Source organism: Roseateles flavus (genome assembly GCF_039872765.1).
GTDB lineage: Bacteria > Pseudomonadota > Gammaproteobacteria > Burkholderiales > Burkholderiaceae_C > Roseateles_B > Roseateles_B flavus.
In genome coordinates, this window is the sequence record NZ_JBDPZC010000009.1 from 185,324 (window position 1) to 204,608 (window position 19,285).

General features: G+C 67.9%; 12 protein-coding genes, 1 tRNA gene and 1 rRNA gene. 9 read left to right on the forward strand and 5 right to left on the reverse strand.

Annotation, left to right across the window (positions count from 1 at the left end; genetic code table 11):
- Positions 1 to 23: 23 nt before the first annotated feature.
- From ABDJ40_RS18805 to ABDJ40_RS18825, 5 genes are all read left to right on the forward strand, one after another.
- Positions 24 to 2,156 carry a chemotaxis protein CheA gene (locus ABDJ40_RS18805; RefSeq protein WP_347611904.1) on the forward strand — a complete coding sequence of 711 codons (2,133 nt, stop codon included), beginning with the start codon at positions 24 to 26 and terminating at the stop codon, positions 2,154 to 2,156.
- A gap of 43 nt (positions 2,157 to 2,199) precedes the next feature.
- A complete protein-coding gene (locus ABDJ40_RS18810; protein ID WP_430765659.1) occupies positions 2,200 to 4,002 on the forward strand; it encodes a methyl-accepting chemotaxis protein in 1,803 nt (600 codons plus the stop codon).
- A 49-nt stretch (positions 4,003 to 4,051) separates the two neighbouring features.
- Positions 4,052 to 4,582, forward strand: a complete 531-nt coding sequence (locus tag ABDJ40_RS18815) for a chemotaxis protein CheW (RefSeq protein ID WP_183105294.1) — start codon at positions 4,052 to 4,054, stop codon at positions 4,580 to 4,582.
- Positions 4,583 to 4,678: 96 nt separating this feature from the next.
- Positions 4,679 to 6,796 (forward strand): methyl-accepting chemotaxis protein, encoded by a 2,118-nt coding sequence (locus tag ABDJ40_RS18820; RefSeq protein WP_347611909.1) that lies wholly within the window; start codon positions 4,679 to 4,681, stop codon positions 6,794 to 6,796.
- Positions 6,797 to 6,970: 174 nt separating this feature from the next.
- Complete coding sequence (locus ABDJ40_RS18825; RefSeq protein WP_347611910.1) at positions 6,971 to 8,977, forward strand: methyl-accepting chemotaxis protein; 2,007 nt, start codon at positions 6,971 to 6,973, stop codon at positions 8,975 to 8,977.
- Between the two features lie 94 nt (positions 8,978 to 9,071).
- On the opposite strand, the gene ABDJ40_RS18830 is transcribed toward ABDJ40_RS18825, so the two are convergent.
- Positions 9,072 to 11,636 carry an ABC transporter permease gene (locus ABDJ40_RS18830; protein WP_347611911.1) on the reverse strand — a complete coding sequence of 855 codons (2,565 nt, stop codon included), beginning with the start codon at positions 11,634 to 11,636 and terminating at the stop codon, positions 9,072 to 9,074.
- Positions 11,637 to 11,728: 92 nt separating this feature from the next.
- On the opposite strand from ABDJ40_RS18830, the gene ABDJ40_RS18835 reads away from it, so the two are divergent.
- Entirely contained in the window at positions 11,729 to 12,583 is an 855-nt protein-coding gene (locus ABDJ40_RS18835; RefSeq protein ID WP_347611913.1) for a dioxygenase family protein, read from the forward strand.
- Positions 12,584 to 12,648: 65 nt separating this feature from the next.
- Positions 12,649 to 12,722 (forward strand) — tRNA-Gly (locus ABDJ40_RS18840).
- Positions 12,723 to 12,789: 67 nt separating this feature from the next.
- On the opposite strand, the gene ABDJ40_RS18845 is transcribed toward ABDJ40_RS18840, so the two are convergent.
- Entirely contained in the window at positions 12,790 to 14,280 is a 1,491-nt protein-coding gene (locus tag ABDJ40_RS18845) for an NAD-dependent succinate-semialdehyde dehydrogenase (protein WP_347611915.1), read from the reverse strand.
- Positions 14,281 to 14,444: 164 nt separating this feature from the next.
- Here ABDJ40_RS18845 and alaS point away from each other — a divergent pair, with 164 nt between their 5' ends.
- Complete coding sequence (gene alaS / locus ABDJ40_RS18850; protein WP_347611918.1) at positions 14,445 to 17,072, forward strand: alanine--tRNA ligase; 2,628 nt, start codon at positions 14,445 to 14,447, stop codon at positions 17,070 to 17,072.
- A 130-nt stretch (positions 17,073 to 17,202) separates the two neighbouring features.
- On the forward strand, positions 17,203 to 17,790 hold the full coding sequence (locus ABDJ40_RS18855; protein WP_347611919.1) for a UPF0149 family protein: 588 nt from the start codon (positions 17,203 to 17,205) through the stop codon (positions 17,788 to 17,790).
- Positions 17,791 to 17,853: 63 nt separating this feature from the next.
- On the opposite strand, the gene ABDJ40_RS18860 is transcribed toward ABDJ40_RS18855, so the two are convergent.
- The 3 genes from ABDJ40_RS18860 to rrf form a co-directional block, all read right to left on the reverse strand.
- Complete coding sequence (locus ABDJ40_RS18860; RefSeq protein WP_269633755.1) at positions 17,854 to 18,240, reverse strand: SET domain-containing protein; 387 nt, start codon at positions 18,238 to 18,240, stop codon at positions 17,854 to 17,856.
- Between the two features lie 208 nt (positions 18,241 to 18,448).
- Positions 18,449 to 18,742: a hypothetical protein gene (locus tag ABDJ40_RS18865; protein WP_347611921.1), complete on the reverse strand. Its 294-nt coding sequence runs from the start codon at positions 18,740 to 18,742 to the stop codon at positions 18,449 to 18,451.
- Positions 18,743 to 19,172: 430 nt separating this feature from the next.
- Positions 19,173 to 19,285: ribosomal RNA gene (gene rrf, locus ABDJ40_RS18870) — 5S ribosomal RNA — on the reverse strand.

Consider the following 19,285-nt stretch of genomic DNA (forward strand, 5'->3'; position numbering starts at 1 on the left):
ACGAGCAACGCCAGGAGTAAAGCATGGGAGAAATGACCTCCGAAGGCGCCAGCCTCAGCGCGGGCATCGACCTGAGCCAGTTCTATCAAGTCTTCTTTGAGGAGGCGAGCGAGAACCTCGACAACATGGAACAGCTGCTGCTGAACCTGAACATCGAGACGGCTGACGACGAGGAACTGAACGCCATCTTCCGCTGCGCCCACTCCATCAAGGGTGGCGCCGCGACCTTCGGCTTCAGCGATGTCGCCGAACTGACCCACCAGATGGAGACGCTGCTGGACAAGCTGCGCCGCCACGAGTTGCAACCCACCTCACAGATGGTGGACGTGCTGCTGCAGTCCGGTGACGCCCTGCGCGAGCAGCTGGGCCGCCATCAGGGCTCCGGCGCCGCTCCCGTGGACACCAGCGAGCTGCTGCTGAGCATCAAGACCCTGGTCGACGGCGGCACGCTGGACGGCTCCCCGGCCCCCAAGGCTGCACCGGCCGCACCGGCCGCTGCGCCCATGGCCGCCGCACCTGCCCCGGCCAAGCCGGCAGGCCCGGTGGCGCGCCAGCTGGAGCTGAAGGTCGGCCCGCTGAACAACCCCGCACAGGCCGACAACCTGGTCGAGCTCTTCAAGGAGATCACCGACCTGGGCACCATCGAACCCCTGGACGGTGGCATTGCGGCCGACGGCATCCGCCGCTTCAAGGTCCTGACAACCAGCACCGACAACGACCTGCTGGACCTCTTCACCTTCCACGTCGCCCGTGAGCAGGTGCAGCTCTCGCCCCTGGGCGAAGGCTACGGCTTCCACGAGGGCGCGCCCGGCGCGCCCCCTGAGGTCAAGAAGGACGAAGACCCGGGCTACGGCTTCTTCGACGACGCCCCCGGTGTGCCCGTTGCCGCGAGCACGGGCACCGAGGTCAAGACCGTGGCCGAGGCCCCCAAGCCCGTGGCGGCGGCCCGCCCTGCTGCCAAGGTCGAGCCGCGCGCCGGTGGCGGCGGCATGGACCAGTCCACGCTGCGGGTCTCGGTCGAGAAGGTGGACCAGCTGATCAATCTGGTCGGCGAGCTGGTGATCACCCAGGCCATGCTGGCGCAGAACTCGCGCAATGTGGACCCGGGCCTGTACCAGCAGCTGTCCTCCGGCCTGGCCGATCTGGAACGCAACACCCGCGACCTGCAAGAGTCGGTGATGTCCATCCGCATGATTCCCATGTCGGTGGTCTTCAACCGCTTCCCCCGCATGCTGCGCGACCTGGCCGCCAAGCTGGGCAAGCGCGTCGAGCTGGTCACCCAGGGCGAGGCCACCGAGCTGGACAAGGGCCTGGTCGAGAAGATCACCGACCCGCTGACGCACCTGGTGCGCAACAGCTGCGACCACGGCATCGAGCTGCCGGCCGAACGCCTGGCCAAGGGCAAGCCCGAGCACGGCACCATCACCCTGGTGGCCTCCCACCAGGGCGGTTCCATCGTGATCGAGGTCCGTGACGATGGCCGCGGCCTGAACCGCGAGAAGCTGATCAAGAAGGCCCGCGAGAAGGGCATCGACGCGCCCGACTCCCTCACCGACCAGGAAGTCTGGGGCCTGATCTTCGCGCCGGGCTTCTCTACTGCCGAGCAGGTGACGGACGTCTCCGGCCGCGGCGTGGGCATGGACGTGGTCAAGAAGAACATCACACAGCTGGGCGGCACCGTCGAGATCGACTCCGCCGAAGGCTACGGCATGAAGGTCTCGGTGCGCCTGCCGCTGACCCTGGCCATCATGGACGGCATGAGCGTGGGCGTGGGCGAAGAGGTCTACATCCTGCCCCTGTCCTCCGTGGTCGAGTCCTTCCAGGTTCAGGCGGACACCATCAAGACGGTGGGCGGCTCCGGTCGCGTCGTCGAGGTGCGGGACGAATTCATGCCCGTGGTTGAGCTGGAGCAAGTCTTCAATGTGCCGCGCTTCGACTTCGAGCACGTCAGCTCCATCATGGTCGTCGTCGAGGCGGAGGGCGGCCGCGTCGCCCTGCTGGTCGACGAGCTGCTGGGCCAGCAGCAGGTGGTGGTGAAGAACCTCGAAGCCAACTATCGCAAGGTCACCGACGTCTCCGGCGCCACCATCATGGGCGACGGTCGGGTGGCTCTGATCCTGGACGTGGGCAGCCTCGTCCGTCGTTCGCGTCATTGAATATTGAACGGGCCCCCACGAGGGGCCCCTGGGAGCATCTCCAATGAGCATGAGCTCGCTGTTGCGGCAGTTCAGCATCCGCCTGCGCATGATTGGCGCCATCGTGATGGTGCTGACCTTGCTGCTGACCCTGGGCAGCGTGGGTCTGTTTGGCATGAACTCCATGCGCAAGCAGTCCGACGACATCCTCCAGCGCTCGGTCAACGACTCCACGGAGCTGACCAGTTTGGTCCATGCCCTGGGTGACATGCGTCGCTTCGAAAAGGACATGATCGTCAACTACGAGAAGCCGGAGAACGTGAAGGCGCTTCGCCAGCGCTGGGAGCAGTCCCGCGACGAAGTGCTGAAGATCGGCAAGGCCCTCCAGCACGGCTCCGACACCGGCCCGCTGAGCCGCCTGCCCAGTGTGCTCGGCGACTACGACGCCAAGGCCAAGCCCGTGCTGCAGCAGCTGGAGGCCGGCGCCTACGACAACGCCGCCGTGGCCGACCGCATGCTGGCCGGCGCCAAGGATCTGGCCACCGAAGCCGACAAGCTGGTGATGGACTACCAGGCCATCCTGCTCAAGGACTCCCGCCAGCTGCAGGAGACGGCCGCCAAGACGCAGGGCAATGTGCTGACGGTCTTCGTGATCGTGCTGATCGCCAGCGCCGTGGTGGTCGTGCCGCTGACCCTGCTGAACATGTACAGCATCTGCAAGCCCCTGGCCGAGGCCGAGGAGCTGGCCAGCGCCATCGCCAAGGGTGACCTGACCAACGACGACCGCCCCATCGAGGGCAAGGACGAGGCCTCGCACCTGCTGCACAGCCTGCAGCTGATGCAGAAGGCCCTGCAGGACCTGGTGGGTCAGCTGCGGACCTCGGCGGACCATATCCGCACCGCATCGGTGGAGATCGCCAGCGGCAACCAGGACCTCTCCGGCCGCACCGAACAGACGGCCAGCAATCTGCAGCAGGCCGCCTCCTCCATGGTGCAGCTGACCGGCACGGTCAAGCAGACGGCGGACTCTGCCCGCACCGCCAACCAGCTGGCCAGCTCCGCCTCCTCGGCGGCGGCCAAGGGCGGTGAGGTGGTGAGCCAGGTCGTCGCCACGATGGACGAGATCAACGTCAGCTCCAAGCGCATCGGCGACATCATCGGCGTCATCGATGGCATCGCCTTCCAGACCAACATCCTGGCGCTGAACGCCGCTGTCGAGGCCGCCCGGGCCGGCGAGCAGGGCCGCGGCTTCGCCGTGGTCGCTGGCGAGGTCCGCTCGCTGGCCCAGCGCAGCGCCGGCGCGGCCCGCGAGATCAAGACCCTGATCGGCGCCAGCGTCGAGCGGGTGGAGACCGGCGCCAAGCTGGTCCAGGAAGCCGGCGAGTCGATGACCGACATCGTCTCCAGCGTGCAGCGCGTGACGGACATCATCGGCGAGATCACCGCCGCGGCCAGCGAGCAGAGCGATGGCATCGGCCAGGTCAACCAGTCGGTGGTGGAGCTGGACCAGATGACGCAGCAGAACGCTGCGCTGGTCGAGCAGTCCGCTGCCGCCGCGGAAAGTCTGCGTGACCAGGCCGAGCAGCTGGCCCAGGCAGTGGGCCGCTTCAAGATCACCGGCGGCGTCGAGCTGTCTGCCTCGATCGCCAAGCCCCGCCGCACACCAGGCGCCGCGGCCGGCAGCACGTCAACCAAGCCGCGCCCGGCAGCCACCGTTTCGGCCAGCCGGGCCAGCGGCAGCGCCGGCAGGCCCGCATCGGCCCCGATGGTCCGCCCTGCTGCAGCAACGGCTGCAGCCGCGACGCCCAGGCCCGCGGCCGGCAAGCCGGCTGCGCCGTCCAGCGAAGGCGACTGGGAAACCTTCTGAGCCTTTGAGAACACCTGTCAACACCCAATCAACCCCTGCTGAGGTCAACATGGAAATCGTCCAACAATCGAATCAGGTCGTTCGACATGAAGGCGGCGCCGTCGCGGTGAAGAACCATGGCCCGGCCAGTGGCGAGTACCTCACCTTCCGGCTGGGTGCTGAGGAATACGGCATCGACATCCTGAAGGTCCAGGAGATCCGTTCCTACGAGCCGCCCACCCGCATCGCCAATTCGCCGGACTTCATCAAGGGCGTGGTCAATCTGCGCGGCGTGATCGTCCCCATCGTGGACCTGCGCCTGAAGCTGGGCTGCCCGACGGCCGAGTACAACAGCTTCACCGTGGTCATCGTGCTGAACGTGAAGAGCCGAGTGGTCGGCGCCGTGGTGGATTCCGTGTCCGATGTGCTGGAGCTGTCGCGCGATGCCATCCGCCCGGCCCCCGAGCTCAACGCCAGCGCGGTCGACACCAGCTTCATCACCGGCATCGGCGCCGTCAGTGACCGCATGCTGATCCTGATGGACATCGAAGGTCTCATGAGCAGTGCCGACATGGGCCTGATGGACAGCCTGACCAGCTGATGCCAGCTGGCTCACGGCAGCAGGAGAACACCCACCCTGCTGCCAGGTTTCAGAGGTGGGAGGTGCACCTCGTTTTGAGAGTTGGGAGTTTCCGGAATGTCTAGCTCATCCACCTCCATCGCGCGCCGCGTGTCCATGGTGGGCGTCACGGCCATCGCGGCCATCCTGCTGGGGACCAGCGCCATCCTCAGCGTGTTGCTGACGCGCGTCGCCAACGATCGCACGATCGCCTGGGTCGGCGACAAGACCCAGACCTTGATCGATGCCCTGGACGCCATGGACGAGGTCGCCAAGACCATGGTGAAGCAGTCCTACGGCGCCTTCCGCCAGGAGTTCGGCCCGGTGTTCCAGCTGGACGAGGCCACGGGCGACCTGCGCGACTGGGGCCCCAAGCTGAACGGCAACACCACGCAGGTCGACAAGTTCGCCGGCACCACCGGCGGCGCCGCCAGCGTGTTCGCGGCCAAGGACGGCGATTTCGTCCGCATCACCAGCTCCCTCAAGACCGCCAGCGGCGAGCGCTCCGTCGGCCAGATGCTGGGCAAGGACCACCCGGCCTTCGCCTCCATGATGCAGGGCCAGCCATTTGCCGGTCGTGCCGTGCTCAATGGCAAGGCCTTCATGGCCTACTACGACCCCATCAAGAACGAGGCCGGCAAGGTCATCGGCATCCTGGCCATCGCCCTGGACATGGAAGGCTTCCAGAAGGCCATGGAGAAGATGGCCAAGGACTCACGCTTCTTCGAGACCGGCGGCACCTACGTGGTGGCCGTGGGCAAGGACGGCAAGGGCGGTCGCTTCCTGGCCCACCCGACGGCCAAGGGCAAGGCCGTGAGCGAGCTGTCCCCCGACATCGAGCCCTTCCTCGTCGAGCTGGGCAAGACCAGCGACGGCTACATGTCCAGCACGCCCAATGTCCTGGGCGCCAGCGGCAGCTCCTACGTCGCCGTGCTCCGCAAGAACGATGCGGCCGGCTACTGGGTCGTGTCCCAGGTGTCCAGCAGCGAGGCGCTGGCCAGCCACTGGCGCACCATGGTGCCCTTCTGGATCATGCTGGGCGGCGCCACCGCGGCGCTGGGCTACGGCCTGTTCTGGATGATGCGCAACTGGGTGGCACGCCCGCTGCGGGATCTGCGCGACGCCGTGCAGGCCATCGCCAGCGGTGACCTGACCAAGAGCGTCGACAACGCCCGCAACGACGAGATCGGCGACCTGATCCGTGACACCGAGTCCATGCGCCAGCGCCTGGCCGACACCATCGGCACCGTGCGCCATTCCGTGGACTCCATCGGCACGGCCAGCACCGAGATTGCCACGGGCAACCAGGACCTGAGCCACCGCACCGAGCAGACGGCCTCGAACCTGCAGATCGCGGCCTCCTCGATGGAGGAGCTCACCTCCACCGTCCGCCAGACTGCCGACTCGGCCCGCACCGCCAACCAGCTGGTCGCGTCCGCCAACAGTGCCGCCGCCCGCGGTGGCCAGGTGGTGGGCCAGGTCGTGACGACCATGGACGAGATCAACAACAGCTCGCGCAAGATCAACGACATCATCGGCGTGATCGACGGCATCGCCTTCCAGACCAACATCCTGGCGCTGAACGCCGCGGTGGAAGCTGCCCGGGCCGGCGAGCAGGGCCGTGGCTTCGCCGTGGTGGCCGGAGAAGTGCGCAGCCTGGCACAACGCAGCGCCGAAGCAGCCAAGGAGATCAAGGCCCTGATCGGCGCCTCGGTGGACCGGGTCGAGGCAGGCTCCCGGCTGGTGCAGGATGCCGGCCATTCGATGCAGGACATCGTCAGCAGCGTCCAGCGGGTCTCGGACATCATTGCCGAGATCAGCGCTGCGGCCACCGAGCAGAGCGATGGCATCGGCCAGGTCAACCAGTCCGTGGTCCAGCTCGACCAGATGACTCAGCAGAATGCGGCCCTGGTCGAGGAGTCCGCCGCGGCCGCTGAAAGCCTCAAGGAGCAGGCCCAGCGCCTGGTGGAGGCCGTGAGCGTGTTCCGTGTGAGCGGTCACCATACCGCGGCATCCAGCCCGGCACCGCGGGCCGCCCCGCGCTCGCCGGCCACACCCGCACCGATCAAGCCCAGCACGGTGAAGGCCGCGGCCAGCGCCCCGCGCAGCCCGGCCGCAGCCAGCACCGCCGACAGCCCTGCGCCTCGGGCCGCAGCGGCCAAGCCGGCGTCCGACGGCGACTGGGAGACGTTCTGACCCGCGCCGGCCGCAGGGCCGGGCGCCAGCAGCCGGGACCACCGAGGTGCCGTCTGCTGAATCAATCGGCAGGCCCCACAGATGGGCCGCCAGGATCCGGACCCCGTGGGGGGCGGACGACCAAGACGACGGAGCGGCCACCGCTCCGCGATGCAGAGCCAAGAAGGAGCGACGATGTTTGACTCAATCAAGACCCGGCTCATTGCCCTGGGTATCGCGGTGGTGGTGCTGTCCCTGACAGCAGCCACCGTGGCCAATTACATGACCGTCAAGTCGCACACCAATGCGCAACAGCTGGCCGGTCTCGACCAACTGGCGGCGGCCCGTGCCTCGGTGATCGCCCAGTGGGTCCGCAGCCAGCGCGACATCGTGACGGCCATGCAGCCCGTGGCCGATCAAGCCGAGCCCGTGCCCTTCCTCGTGCAGGCCGCCAAGTCCGGCCGCCTGGACGCGGCCTATGTGGGCTTCGCCGACAAGCGCATCTCGTTCAACGCGCCCCAGAACCTGCCCGCGGGCTATGACCCCACGGGCCGCCCCTGGTACACACAGGCCGCAGCGGCCAGTGGGCCCATCCTCACCGACCCCTACATGGACGCGGCCCGCCAGCAGCTGGTGGTGACCTTCGCCAGCGCCGTCAAGGACGGCAGCGGCACCAAGGCCGTCGTGGCCTCGGACGTGTTCCTGGAAGATGTGGTGTCCACGGTGAAGGCCATCAAGCCCACGCCCAACGGCTTCGCCTTCCTGGTCGACAAGGACGGCAAGATCATCGCCCACCCGGACAGCAAGCTCTCGCTGAAGCCGTCCAGCGCGCTGTCCCCGGCCTTGGACGGCAATGCGCTGAAGGCGGCGCAGACGGCTGGCGGGGCCTGGGTGGAGGCGGCCATCGGTGACGGCACCTACCTGCTGCGCGGCGTGCCCATCGCTGACACCAACTGGACCCTCATCCTGGCAGCGGACAAGTCCGAGGCGCTGGCCTCGCTGAGCTCGCTGCTGCGTGCCGCCGCCGTGATCCTGATCATCATGGTGGCCCTCTCCGGCGCTGTCATCGCCGCCACCATCACCCGGGCCATGGGCGGCCTGGACCGCGTGCGCGCCGCACTGGACGAGATCAGTGCCGGCGGCGGCGACCTCACCCAGCGCCTGCCCGAGCATGGCAATGACGAGATCGCCCGCATCGCGTCCTCGTTCAACCTGTTTGCCAAGAAGATCCAGGACATCCTCATCGACGTCCGCTCGGCCAGCAACTCGATCTCCACGGCCTCCAGCGAGATTGCCGTCGGGGCCCAGGACCTCTCCCAGCGCACCGAGCAGACCGCCTCGAATCTGCAGCAGGCCGCCTCCTCCATGGAGCAGCTGACCGGCACAGTGCGCCAGACGGCGGACGCCGCCACCACGGCCAACCAGCTGGCCTCCTCGGCCAGCGACGCAGCGGCCAAGGGCGGCGACGTGGTGTCCCAGGTGGTCTCCACCATGGAGGAGATCAACACCAGCTCCAAGAAGATCAACGACATCATCGGCGTGATCGATGGCATCGCCTTCCAGACCAACATCCTGGCACTGAACGCCGCGGTGGAAGCCGCGCGAGCCGGCGAGCAGGGCCGCGGCTTCGCCGTCGTGGCCTCGGAAGTCCGCAGCCTGGCCCAGCGCAGTGCCGAAGCGGCCAAGGAGATCAAGGCCCTGATCGGCGCCTCCGTGGACCGCGTGGAGGCTGGCTCTCGCCTCGTGCAGGCGGCCGGCTCCTCGATGACCGACATCGTCTCCAGCGTGCAGCGCGTGACCGACATCATCGGCGAGATCACCGCCGCCGCCGCAGAGCAGAGCCAAGGCATCGGCCAGGTCAACGGCGCGGTGGTCCAGCTCGACCAGATGACGCAGCAGAACGCCGCCCTGGTGGAGGAATCCGCCGCGGCCGCCGAGAGCCTCAAGGACCAGGCCCTGCGCCTGACCGAGGTGGTGTCCGTGTTCCGCCTGGGCGAGGAGGAGCGCCAGCTCAAGGCCTACACCGCCAAGCCGCGCAAGAGCATGAGTCCGGCACCGAGCGCGCCCAGCCCGACGGCTGCCCGTCCGGCCCCGCGCCCGGCCAAGGCAACACCTGCCCCCACGCCCATGGCCAGCCCGGCGCCCAAGGCCGCCAGCCCTGCGCCCAAGGCGGAGGGCGACGACGACTGGCAGTCCTTCTGAGCCAGGCCTGAGACCCCACGCGGGTCATCAGGACAAAGCCCCTGTCGCCTTGCGGCACGGGGGCTTTGTCATGTGCGGGCCTGAGTCCGGCGATTCAGGTGATGTCCTGCAGGCGCAGACTCTGCATGACCGGCTTCTGCAGCACTCCACGCAGGCCCCACCAGCCCGCCAGCCAGGCCAGCAGTGCGCCCGCCAGACCACTGGCGGGGATCAGCCAGGGGTTGAGCGTCCAGCTGAACTCAAAGACTTTGGCCGCCAGCACCGCGCCGATCAGCAAGGCCGCGGCACCGGCCAGCACGCCGGCCAGCAGCCCCAGGCCCAGCAGCTCAGCGCTCTGAACCCGGCCCAGCAGGCGGGAGCCCGCGCCCATGGCGCGCATCAGCGCGAACTCGCGCATGCGGGCCTCGCGGGTACTGCTCACCGCCGTCAGCAAGACGATCAGCCCCACGGCCAGCGTGAAGGCGAACAGCACCTGCACCGCGGAAGCCACCTGGTCCAGCACCTGCTGGACCTGGTCGAGCTGTGCGCGCACATCGACGGCCGTGATGTTGGGGAAGTCACGCGCCAGCTGCTTGTCCAGGGCCTTGGCCTGCGCGGGCGCACGGAAGGCGGTGATGTAGCTGCGCGGGAGATCCGCCATCTCGCGGCGCGGAAAGAGCACGAAGAAATTGACCCGCATGGAGGACCAGTCCAGCTTGCGGATGGTGGTGATGCGGGCCTCGACGGGCTGCCCGGCCACGGCAAAACGCAGGCGGTCGCCCAGCTTCAGACCCAGGTCCCGTGCGATGCCCTGCTCCACGCTGAGACCGTCCTGCTCGTCGGCCACCCAGCGGCCTTCGGCCAGTTGGTTGTGCACAGGCAGGGTGTCGGAGTGGCTGAGGTTGAACTCGCGCTCCACCAGGCGCTGCGTGCGCTCCTCCTTGTACTGCTCGGGCTTGATCTCAGCGCCGTTGATGGCCACCAGCCGGCCGCGGATCATGGGGTACCAGTCGTAGCCCTTCACGCCGGCGCTGTCCAGGCTGCGCCTGAAGGCCTCGCCCTGCTCGGGCTGGATGTTGATGACGAAGCGGTCCGGCGCCTCCTTGGGCGTGGCCGCTCGCCAGCTGTTGATCAGGTCGGTGCGCAGCAGCAGCAGCAGTGCCAGGGCCAGCAGCCCGACGCCCAGGGCGGAGACCTGCACCACGGCGAACACCGGCCGTGCGCTGAGCTGGCGGGTGGCGAGAGCCAGCCAGCGCGGTGCGCCGGCCTGGGGCACTGAACGCCGCAGGATGCGCAGCACCAGCCAGGCAACCAGTGCAAAGACGGCCAGGGCCAGCATGAAGCCGCCCGCCGTGCCCAGGCCCAGCTTCCAGTCACCGGCCACCAGGGCCAGCAGCCCGGCAAAGCCGAGGAGGCCCGCCAGCAGCACCAGGCCCGAGGCCATGCGCACGCCGCCCAGGTCCCGCCGGATCACGCGCAGCGGTGGCACCGAAGCCAGCTGCAGCACCGGTCCCAGGCCGAATCCGAGCATCAGGCTCAGCCCCAGGCCAAGCCCGCCCACGGCCGTTGCCCAGCCGGGCGCCGGCAGGCTCACCGACATCAGCCCTGCCAGCAGCCGCACGAAGACCTCATGCAGGGCCAGTCCGCCCAGCACGCCCACGGCACTGGCCAGCAGGCCTGCCATGGCGAACTCGAGCACGTGGAGGCGCGCGATCCTCGACTGCGACTGCCCCAGCACGCGCAGCATGGCGCAGTCGTCCAGATGACGCAGCGCGAAATCGCGCGAGGCGAGGCTGATGGCCACGGCCGCGAGCAAGGCGGCCAGCATGGCCACCAGGCGCAGGAAGAGGCTGGCGCGGTCCAGGGTCTGGCGCATCTCCGGCCGGCCTGTCTCCAGGTTCTCCAGGCGCAAGCCGCGCCAACCCTGGCGTTCGATGAGGGCGCCCGCCTCCTTCAGGAAGCGTGCCGCGGCGTCAGGATCGGCGGCAGGGCTCAGCACGGCCATCCGGTAGGTGACGCGGCTGCTGGGCTGGACCAGGCCGGTCGCGGCCAGGTCAGCCTCGTTGAGCATCAGGCGCGGTGCAAAGCTGAGGAAGCCGGCGCCCCGGTCCGGCTCGTTGAGGATCACGCCTGCGACCTTCAGCTGGCTGTCTCCCAGCAGCAGCGTCCCCCCCGAGCTCAGGTCCAGCGCGTCGAGCACCGGGGCGTCCACCCACACCTCGCCGGGTGATGGCGCGCCAACGCGCCGGCCGTCAGTGAGCAAGACCTGACCCCGCAGCGGGTAGCTGGCCGACACGGCCTTGACCGTCACCAGGCGCGTGCTCCCGCCTTCGGCGCGCGCCATGCTGGAGAAGGTGACGCTGTGCATGCGCTTGAGCTGCATCTGCTGGGCCAGCGCCTGGAGCTCGGGCGCCACCGGATGGTCCGAGGCCACCAGCGCGTCGCCGCCCAGCAGCTGCGAGGCGTCGCGCCGCAGCCCGGCCTCCATGCGCTCCGAGAGAAAGCCGACGGCCGTCACCGCGGCCACCGCCAGCACCAGTGCCAGGCTCAGCATGCGCAGCTCGCCGGCTCGCCAGTCGCGCTGCAGCTGGCGCCAGGCCAGCAGGAAGATCGAGGGCGTGCGGGGTCGTTCAGCAGGCGCAGCAGACGGGCGGCGCTCCGAGGCGGTGGAGGAATCCATGCCGCACTGTAAGGGCGGATGTCCAATGCATTTGAACCCTGCGTGCAAGTCCCCTCAGCCCTGTGCGGCGATCGCTCTGCTGCAATGCTTCCATGACCACCGCCACTGCCATCGCCCCCCTCTTCCTGTCGCACGGCTCGCCGATGACGGCGCTGGAGCCAGGTGCTGCGGGCCTGTTCATGCAGGCCCTGGGCCGCCAGCTCGTGACGAGCGCCGAGATGCGCCCGCGGGCCATCCTGGCCCTGTCCGCACACAGCCTGGCGCGGCGCCCCACCCTGCTCGTGGCCGAACGCCAGCATGCCGTCCATGATTTCGGCGGCTTCGACCCGGCGCTGTATCAGCTGCAATACGACGCCCCTGGCGCACCAGCGCTGGCCGCAGAGCTTCAGTCGGCCTTGCCGGATCTGCTTCAAACACATGCCATGGCCGGCCTGGACCACGGCATCTGGACGCCGCTGCGCTACATGGTGCCGCAGGCGGACATCCCCGTCCTGCCGCTGTGCTTCTCGCCCCAGGCCAGTCCGGCCGAGCTGTGGGCACTCGGACAGGCCCTGGCGCCCTGGGCACAGCAGGGCGTCCTCATCCTGGCCAGTGGCAGCATCACCCACAACCTGCGCCGCGTCTTCCAGGGCGGGGCGGCGGTCGACGCGCCGGAAGTCGCAGAATCCAGGGCCTTCCGCCATTGGTGGGCCGAGCAGGCCGTGGCCTCGAACTGGCCCGCCTTGCTGGACTACCGCCGCCAGGCCCCGCATGCCGTGGACATGCACCCGACCGACGAGCACCTGCTCCCCTGGTTCGTGGCCGCGGGCGCCGGTGGCCCGGCCTCGCCAGCCCTGCGCCTGCACGAGAGCGTGACCTACGGCTGCCTGGGCATGGACGCCTACGCCTTCGGCCCGCGCGCCTCGGCCCTGGCCGCAGCCCTGGCCCAGAAAGGGCGGGCGCCTTGAGCCCCGCCTGAACCTGCCTATAATCCGCGCCAGCCCCACGCACCGCGCGCTGGTGCCACACCTCAGCGGGTGTAGTTCAATGGTAGAACGCTAGCTTCCCAAGCTCGATACGTGGGTTCGATTCCCATCACCCGCTCCATCCCGCCCTCCGCCTTCCCGGCGCTCTTCGACAAGGGCCCTCCCGGCGAGCCTCCGGATGCAGCGCCTCAGCGCAGGATGTCTCCCAGGCAGAGGTACTTCACCTCCACATAGTCGTCGATGCCCTGGTGAGCGCCCTCGCGTCCCAGGCCGGACTGCTTGACGCCGCCAAAAGGCACCTCGGCCGTCGAGATCAGGCCCGTGTTGACGCCGACCATGCCGTACTCCAGTGCCTCTCCGACGCGGAAGACACGGCCGATGTCGCGGCTGTAGAAGTAGCTCGCGAGCCCGAACTCAGTGGCATTGGCTGCCTCGATGACCTCGGCCTCGGTGTCAAAGCAGAACACCGGCGCCACGGGGCCGAAGGTTTCCTCCCGGGCACAAAGCATGTCGGCCTTCACATCGGCCAGCAAGGTGGGCGCGTAGAACTGGCCGGACCCCAGGCCCTCGGCACGGTAGCCGCCGGCCAGCAGCCGCGCGCCCTTGGCCAGCGCATCGGCGACATGGCTTTCCACCTTGGCGACGGCATCCGCGTCAATCAGCGGGCCGACGTTGACGCCAGGCTCGAAGCCATTGCCGACCTTCAGCTCGACCACCTTGGCCGACAGCTTCTCCACGAAGGCGTCATAGACACCGCGCTGCACATACAGCCGGTTGGCACAGACACAGGTCTGGCCGGCATTGCGGTACTTGCTGGCCATGGCGCCTTCCACGGCGGCATCGAGGTCGGCATCGTCGAAGACGATGAAGGGTGCATTGCCCCCCAGCTCCAGCGACAGCTTCTTGACCGTGGGCGCGCACTGGCGCATCAGGATGCGGCCCACCTCGGTGGAGCCGGTGAAGGACAGGTGGCGCACCACGTCGCTCTGGCACAGCACCTGGCCGATCTCGATGGAGCCCTGCGCATCGGAGGTCAGCACATTCAGCACGCCGGCAGGCAGCCCGGCGCGCTGCGCCAGCTCTGCCACGGCCAGGGCCGACAGCGGCGTGGCCTCGGCCGGCTTGATCACGACGGTGCACCCCGCAGCCAGGGCGGGCGCCACCTTGCGGGTGATCATGGCGATGGGGAAGTTCCAGGGCGTGATGGCCGCGCACACGCCCATGGCCTGCTTGATGACCAGGTAGCGCTTGTTGTTGTCCGTGGTGGGGATGGTCTCGCCGTAGACACGCTTGCCTTCCTCGGCGAACCATTCCAGAAAGCTGGCGCCGTACACCACCTCGCCCCGCGCCTCGGCCAGGGGCTTGCCCTGTTCCGCCGTCATGATGCGAGCCAGATCATCCGCATGGCGCAGCATCAGCTGGTGCCAGCGCATGAGGATGGCCGCCCGCTCCTTGGCGGTCTTGCTGCGCCAGGCCGGCCAGGCCGCATTGGCCGCAGCGATGGCAGATTCGGCCTCCGCCGCCCCCAGCCGGGACACCTCGGCCAGCAGCTGACCCGTGGCCGGATCGTTCACGGGAAAACGTGTCTCGCCGCCGACCCATTCGCCGTTGATCAGGCCCTGCTGGCGCAACAGGCTGGCGTCGTCCAGGGCGGCCAGGGCGGGGGTCTTGCTGTCCATTGAAAACTCCGGGAATGGGGGGGTGTGGAGACAGCACTCTACCCCGGCCGCAAAGCCACCTCGGTCAATGCAGGCCCTTATAATCAAAAATCCCCAAAAATCAAGTATTTACCGCGTCGCCGACGCCCTTGCCCCGGGCCCACGCCCGCAATGAAAGTGGCCGCATGAAAGCAGCAGACATTCGCCAGACCTTTCTGAAGTTCTTCGAATCCAAGGGACACCAGATCGTCGCCTCCAGCCCCGTGGTGCCGGGGGACGACCCCACCCTGCTGTTCACCAACGCGGGCATGAACCAGTTCAAGGACGTGTTCCTGGGCTTCGACAAGCGCGCCTACAGCCGGGCCACCACGGCCCAGAAGTGCATCCGCGCCGGCGGCAAGCACAACGATCTGGACAACGTCGGCTACACCGCGCGTCACCACACCTTCTTCGAGATGCTGGGCAACTTCAGCTTCGGTGATTACTTCAAGAAGGACGCCATCAGCTACGCCTGGGAACTGCTGACCCAGCACTTCAAGCTGCCGGCCGAGAAACTCTGGGTGACCGTCTACTCCGAGGACGACGAGGCCTACGAGATCTGGAACAAGGTGGTGGGCGTGCCCGCCGAGCGCATCGTGCGCATCGGTGACAACAAGGGCGGCCGCTACTTGTCCGACAACTTCTGGATGATGGGCGACACCGGCCCCTGCGGCCCCTGCACCGAGATCTTCTTCGACCACGGCCCGGACGTCGCCGGCGGCCCTCCCGGCAGCCCCGATGAAGACGGCGACCGCTACATCGAGATCTGGAACAACGTGTTCATGCAGTTCAACCGGACCGAGGACGGCGTGATGCATCCGCTGCCCAAGCCTTCGGTGGACACGGGCATGGGCCTGGAGCGCATTGCCGCCGTGCTGCAGCACGTGCACTCCAACTACGAGATCGACACCTTCGTGGGCCTGCTGGCCGCTGCCAAGGCTGCCGTGGACGGTGCCGGCGCCGGCGATTGCGACAAGAGCAGCGCTTCGCTGAAGGTCATCGCCGACCACATCCGCGCCTGCAGCTTCACCGTCGTGGACGGCGTGATCCCGGGCAACGAAGGCCGCGGCTATGTGCTGCGCCGCATCGCCCGCCGCGCCATCCGCCACGGCTACAAGCTGGGCGCCCGCACCCCCTTCTTCCACAAGATCGTGGCCGAGCTGGTCCGCCAGATGGGCGAGGCCTACCCCGAGCTGCGCCAGGCTGAAGGCCGCGTGACCGAGGTGCTGCGCCAGGAGGAAGAGCGCTTCTTCCAGACCATCGCCAACGGCATGGAAATCCTGGAAGCCGCCCTGACCAAGGGCGACAAGCAGCTGGACGGCGACACCGCCTTCAAGCTGCATGACACCTACGGCTTTCCCGTGGACCTGACCGCCGACGTCTGCCGCGAGCGCGGTGTGACCGTGGACCAGGCCGGCTTCGACGCCGCCATGAACAAGCAGCGCGAGCAGGCTCGCGCTGCCGGCAAGTTCAAGATGGCCCAGGGCCTGGAGTACAGCGGTGCCGCCACCGCCTTCCATGGCTATGAGCACCTGGTCTGCGAGACCAGCAAGGTCACGGCCGTCTACGTGGACGGTGTGTCCGTGCAAGAGGCCAAGGCCGGCGACGATGCCGTGATCGTGCTGGATCACACCCCCTTCTACGCCGAGAGCGGCGGCCAGGTGGGCGACAGCGGCGAACTGCGCAACGCCAGCACGCGCGTGCTCGTCGAGGACACGCTCAAGATCCAGGCGGACGTCTTCGGCCACCACGGCCGCGTGATGGAAGGCTCCGTCAAGGTGGGTGACGGCTTCAAGGCCCAGGTCAACGCCGAGGCGCGCGCCAAGACCGTGCGCAACCACAGCGCCACCCACCTGATGCACAAGGCCTTGCGTGAAGTGCTGGGCGCCCATGTGCAGCAGAAGGGCTCGCTGGTCAATGCCGAGCGCACCCGCTTCGACTTCGCCCACAACGCGCCGATGACGGCCGAAGAGATCCGCAAGGTCGAAGCCATCGTCAACGCCGAGATCCTGGCCAATGCCGGTGCCAAGGCCGAGGTGATGGCACTGGACGACGCCCAGAAGAGCGGCGCCATGATGCTGTTCGGCGAGAAGTACGGCGAGACCGTGCGCGTGCTGAGCATCGGCAGCTCCAAGGAGCTCTGCGGCGGCACCCATGTCAAGGCCACCGGTGACATCGGCCTTTTCAAGATCGTCGCGGAAGGCGGTGTGGCCGCTGGCGTGCGGCGCGTGGAGGCGGTGACGGGCGACAACGCCCTCGCCTATCTGCAGTCGCTGGAAGACACCGTGAACGGTCTGGCCGGTAGCCTGAAGGCCGCCCCGGCGGAGCTGGCCCAACGCGTGGCAGGCGTTCTCGACCAGGTGCGTGCACTGGAGAAAGACCTGGCGGCTGCCAAGAGCAAGCTGGCTTCGGCCCAGGGCGATGAACTGCTGAGCCAGGCCGTGGACGTCAAGGGGCTCAAAGTGCTGGCGGCCACGCTGGTCGGGGCCGACGCCAAGACCCTCCGCGAGACCATGGACAAGCTCAAGGACAAGCTCAAGACCGCCGCCATCGTGCTGGCCGCCGTGGATGGCGACAAGGTCCAGCTGGCCGCAGGCGTCACCGCTGACAGCATTGGCAAGGTGAAGGCCGGCGAGCTGGTGAACTTCGTGGCCCAACAGGTCGGCGGCAAGGGCGGTGGCAAGCCCGACATGGCCATGGCCGGCGGCACCGATGTGCGCGCTGTGCCCGCAGCCCTGGCCAGCGTGCAGGCTTGGGTGGCTGAGCGCCTCTGAACACCTGCCTGATGCATCATGGGGCCTCCAGCGAGGCCCCTTTTTCTTTTCATGCGCCCCACTGCAGGCGGACCGCCTGTACCGGCAATGGGCCGGCGTCTGACGCCAATCGCCCGAGGAAACCCACTCTGTGCAAGAACGCCTGATACAGCTCCTCGCCCTGCTCCCGGTCCATGATCGGAGTGGCGCAGCGCCCCTGTCACCGGATCATCTGGACGGACATCTGTGTGCCGCCCTGTGCCTCCAAGCCGCCGACGAGCCGGTCGCCGTTCTGGACACCTGCTGGGGCCAGGACTGGGCCGAAGCCCTCGTGGAACAGGAGCTCCTGGACGAGTTCATGGCGTGGCTGGAAGAACGGTGGCAAGCGCTGCAGGAGGCTCTCGACCCTCAGCAGCTGCACCAGGACCCGGACGCCCTGCCCCTGGCCGAGGTCCTGCCATGGGCGATCGACCGGCTCGGCGCGGGGGCTCCTTCAGGACAAATGCCTGCAGCCGCGCGCGCATGGGCGGAGGGCTTCCTTCACCAGTGCCAGGCCGAGGCCCACCCTGACGCTGACCCTGAGTTGCTAGGCGTGATTGCAGCCCTGACCATGGACGAGGGCCCTGAGCTGCTCGGCTATCTTCAGGAGGCCTACGACAGGCCGCAGGACATCGGCGCGGCAGCACTCATCGATGATGCACTGTTTGCTGCCCAGGATCTGCGCCAGGCGCCCCGCTGAAACCTCCCTCGCGAGCCATTGACGGTGCGGGCAAGACCGCGCCCGGCATGGCCGCAGCCAGACTTACAGGCGCCCCTTGCAATTGGAGGCCCCACAGGCGCAGCGCAGCCGTCCCTCGTGGTGGCTCTCGCCGTAGTCGGCAGTCAGCTCCTCACCGGGTTCGATGTCGCGGATAGCATAGAACTCGGCACGCCCCTGGCGGATGCGCAGCACCGCGTTAGGCTGGCAGGAGTGGTTGATGTAGCGCAGCGGGCCATCGGAATTGGTGGCATCGATGGCGCGGCGCTCGCTCACCTCCACCATGTGGATGCGGGCCCGGCCCTTGATACGCCGCCGGGCCTCGGCGACGGAAATCAGCTCACCGCGCATCTCGCCGATCTTGCGCCGCGCCGGAATAGGCTCAGCGGCGAAGACGCCGTGGCCGTCAATGCGAGAAGGCTGCACGCTCACCAGAAACTTCTCGGCTGCTTGAGGCCCAGCAGGCGCTTCTCCGCGGGGCGTGGCAGTCCGGGCGGGCTCGGCGGTGGCAATGGAAACAAGCTTGGGCATCTAGGCAGGGTCGGCAATGGCAATGCCCTGCACTGTAACGCGGTGCTGAAGGACTGCTCAGGCGCTCTCAGGTGCAGGGCCCCGTTCCCTCGGTAGGGATGAGGAAGCTTCAGCTGGGGCGACTGCCGCTGCGCAGCTGGCCGGCAACCTGGGTGGGGGTCTCATCCATGCGGAGACCATCAACACTGACCTTGGGAAGTCGCTCAATCGGGCCCTGAGCAGGGCCAGCCTTGCTGCCGTTGTCCACGGAGCGCTTGCCGGTGAGGACCAGTCGGGTCAGCTTGACGACTTCGCTGGCATCCGCAGGCCGGGCAGGAGCAAAAAGGCTCACAGCCAGCAGGCATGCAGCGGCCATCACCGCACCCTTGCGGCTTACGCGTTCAGCTTGCTGCATTTGCTTCATAGATCCCACCAGCCCTGTCAGATTGTGTAGACACAGTATCTGAAGTCATGGGGGCGCCCGCCAGCCCTAAGCGACGAAGCGCCGTCCTTGAAGAGTGACCTGCGCCCACGTCGGATGAAACGCCTGGGTAGCGGACGAAATGCGAGTCGCTCGCAGTTGTGATGAGCGGGGAGCGAGCGCAGGACAGGCGCCTGGTCTGGATGCATACACAGCGCGCCCCATCAGACTGCGGGCACTGATCGGCCCTCCGGAGCGCCGATAGAGCGCAACGCCTGCGGCATGTCTGGATAGGGCTGCGGGGAGAAGACATCTGCTCACCGGAATGTCGCCCGTGCATTGTTGGAAGGCGTCCGCGAATACTCGGCGGGCATCCTCGCCCCAAAAGCAAAACCCCCGATCCTTTGGGGACCGGGGGTTTGGCGGGATATTAGCCTGACGATGACCTACTTTCACACGGGAATCCGCACTATCATCGGCGCTGACTCGTTTCACTGTCCTGTTCGGGATGGGAAGGAGTGGGACCAAGTCGCTATGGTCATCAGG

Bases quoted from the DNA above. Each gene is read 5' to 3' on its own strand.
- ABDJ40_RS18805 (WP_347611904.1), top strand. From the start codon at position 24: ATGGGAGAAATGACCTCCGAAGGCGCCAGCCTCAGCGCGGGCATCGAC.
- ABDJ40_RS18810 (WP_430765659.1), top strand. From the start codon at position 2,200: ATGAGCATGAGCTCGCTGTTGCGGCAGTTCAGCATCCGCCTGCGCATG.
- ABDJ40_RS18815 (WP_183105294.1), top strand. From the start codon at position 4,052: ATGGAAATCGTCCAACAATCGAATCAGGTCGTTCGACATGAAGGCGGC.
- ABDJ40_RS18820 (WP_347611909.1), top strand. From the start codon at position 4,679: ATGTCTAGCTCATCCACCTCCATCGCGCGCCGCGTGTCCATGGTGGGC.
- ABDJ40_RS18825 (WP_347611910.1), top strand. From the start codon at position 6,971: ATGTTTGACTCAATCAAGACCCGGCTCATTGCCCTGGGTATCGCGGTG.
- ABDJ40_RS18830 (WP_347611911.1), bottom strand. From the start codon at position 11,636: ATGGATTCCTCCACCGCCTCGGAGCGCCGCCCGTCTGCTGCGCCTGCT.
- ABDJ40_RS18835 (WP_347611913.1), top strand. From the start codon at position 11,729: ATGACCACCGCCACTGCCATCGCCCCCCTCTTCCTGTCGCACGGCTCG.
- ABDJ40_RS18845 (WP_347611915.1), bottom strand. From the start codon at position 14,280: ATGGACAGCAAGACCCCCGCCCTGGCCGCCCTGGACGACGCCAGCCTG.
- alaS (WP_347611918.1), top strand. From the start codon at position 14,445: ATGAAAGCAGCAGACATTCGCCAGACCTTTCTGAAGTTCTTCGAATCC.
- ABDJ40_RS18865 (WP_347611921.1), bottom strand. From the start codon at position 18,742: ATGAAGCAAATGCAGCAAGCTGAACGCGTAAGCCGCAAGGGTGCGGTG.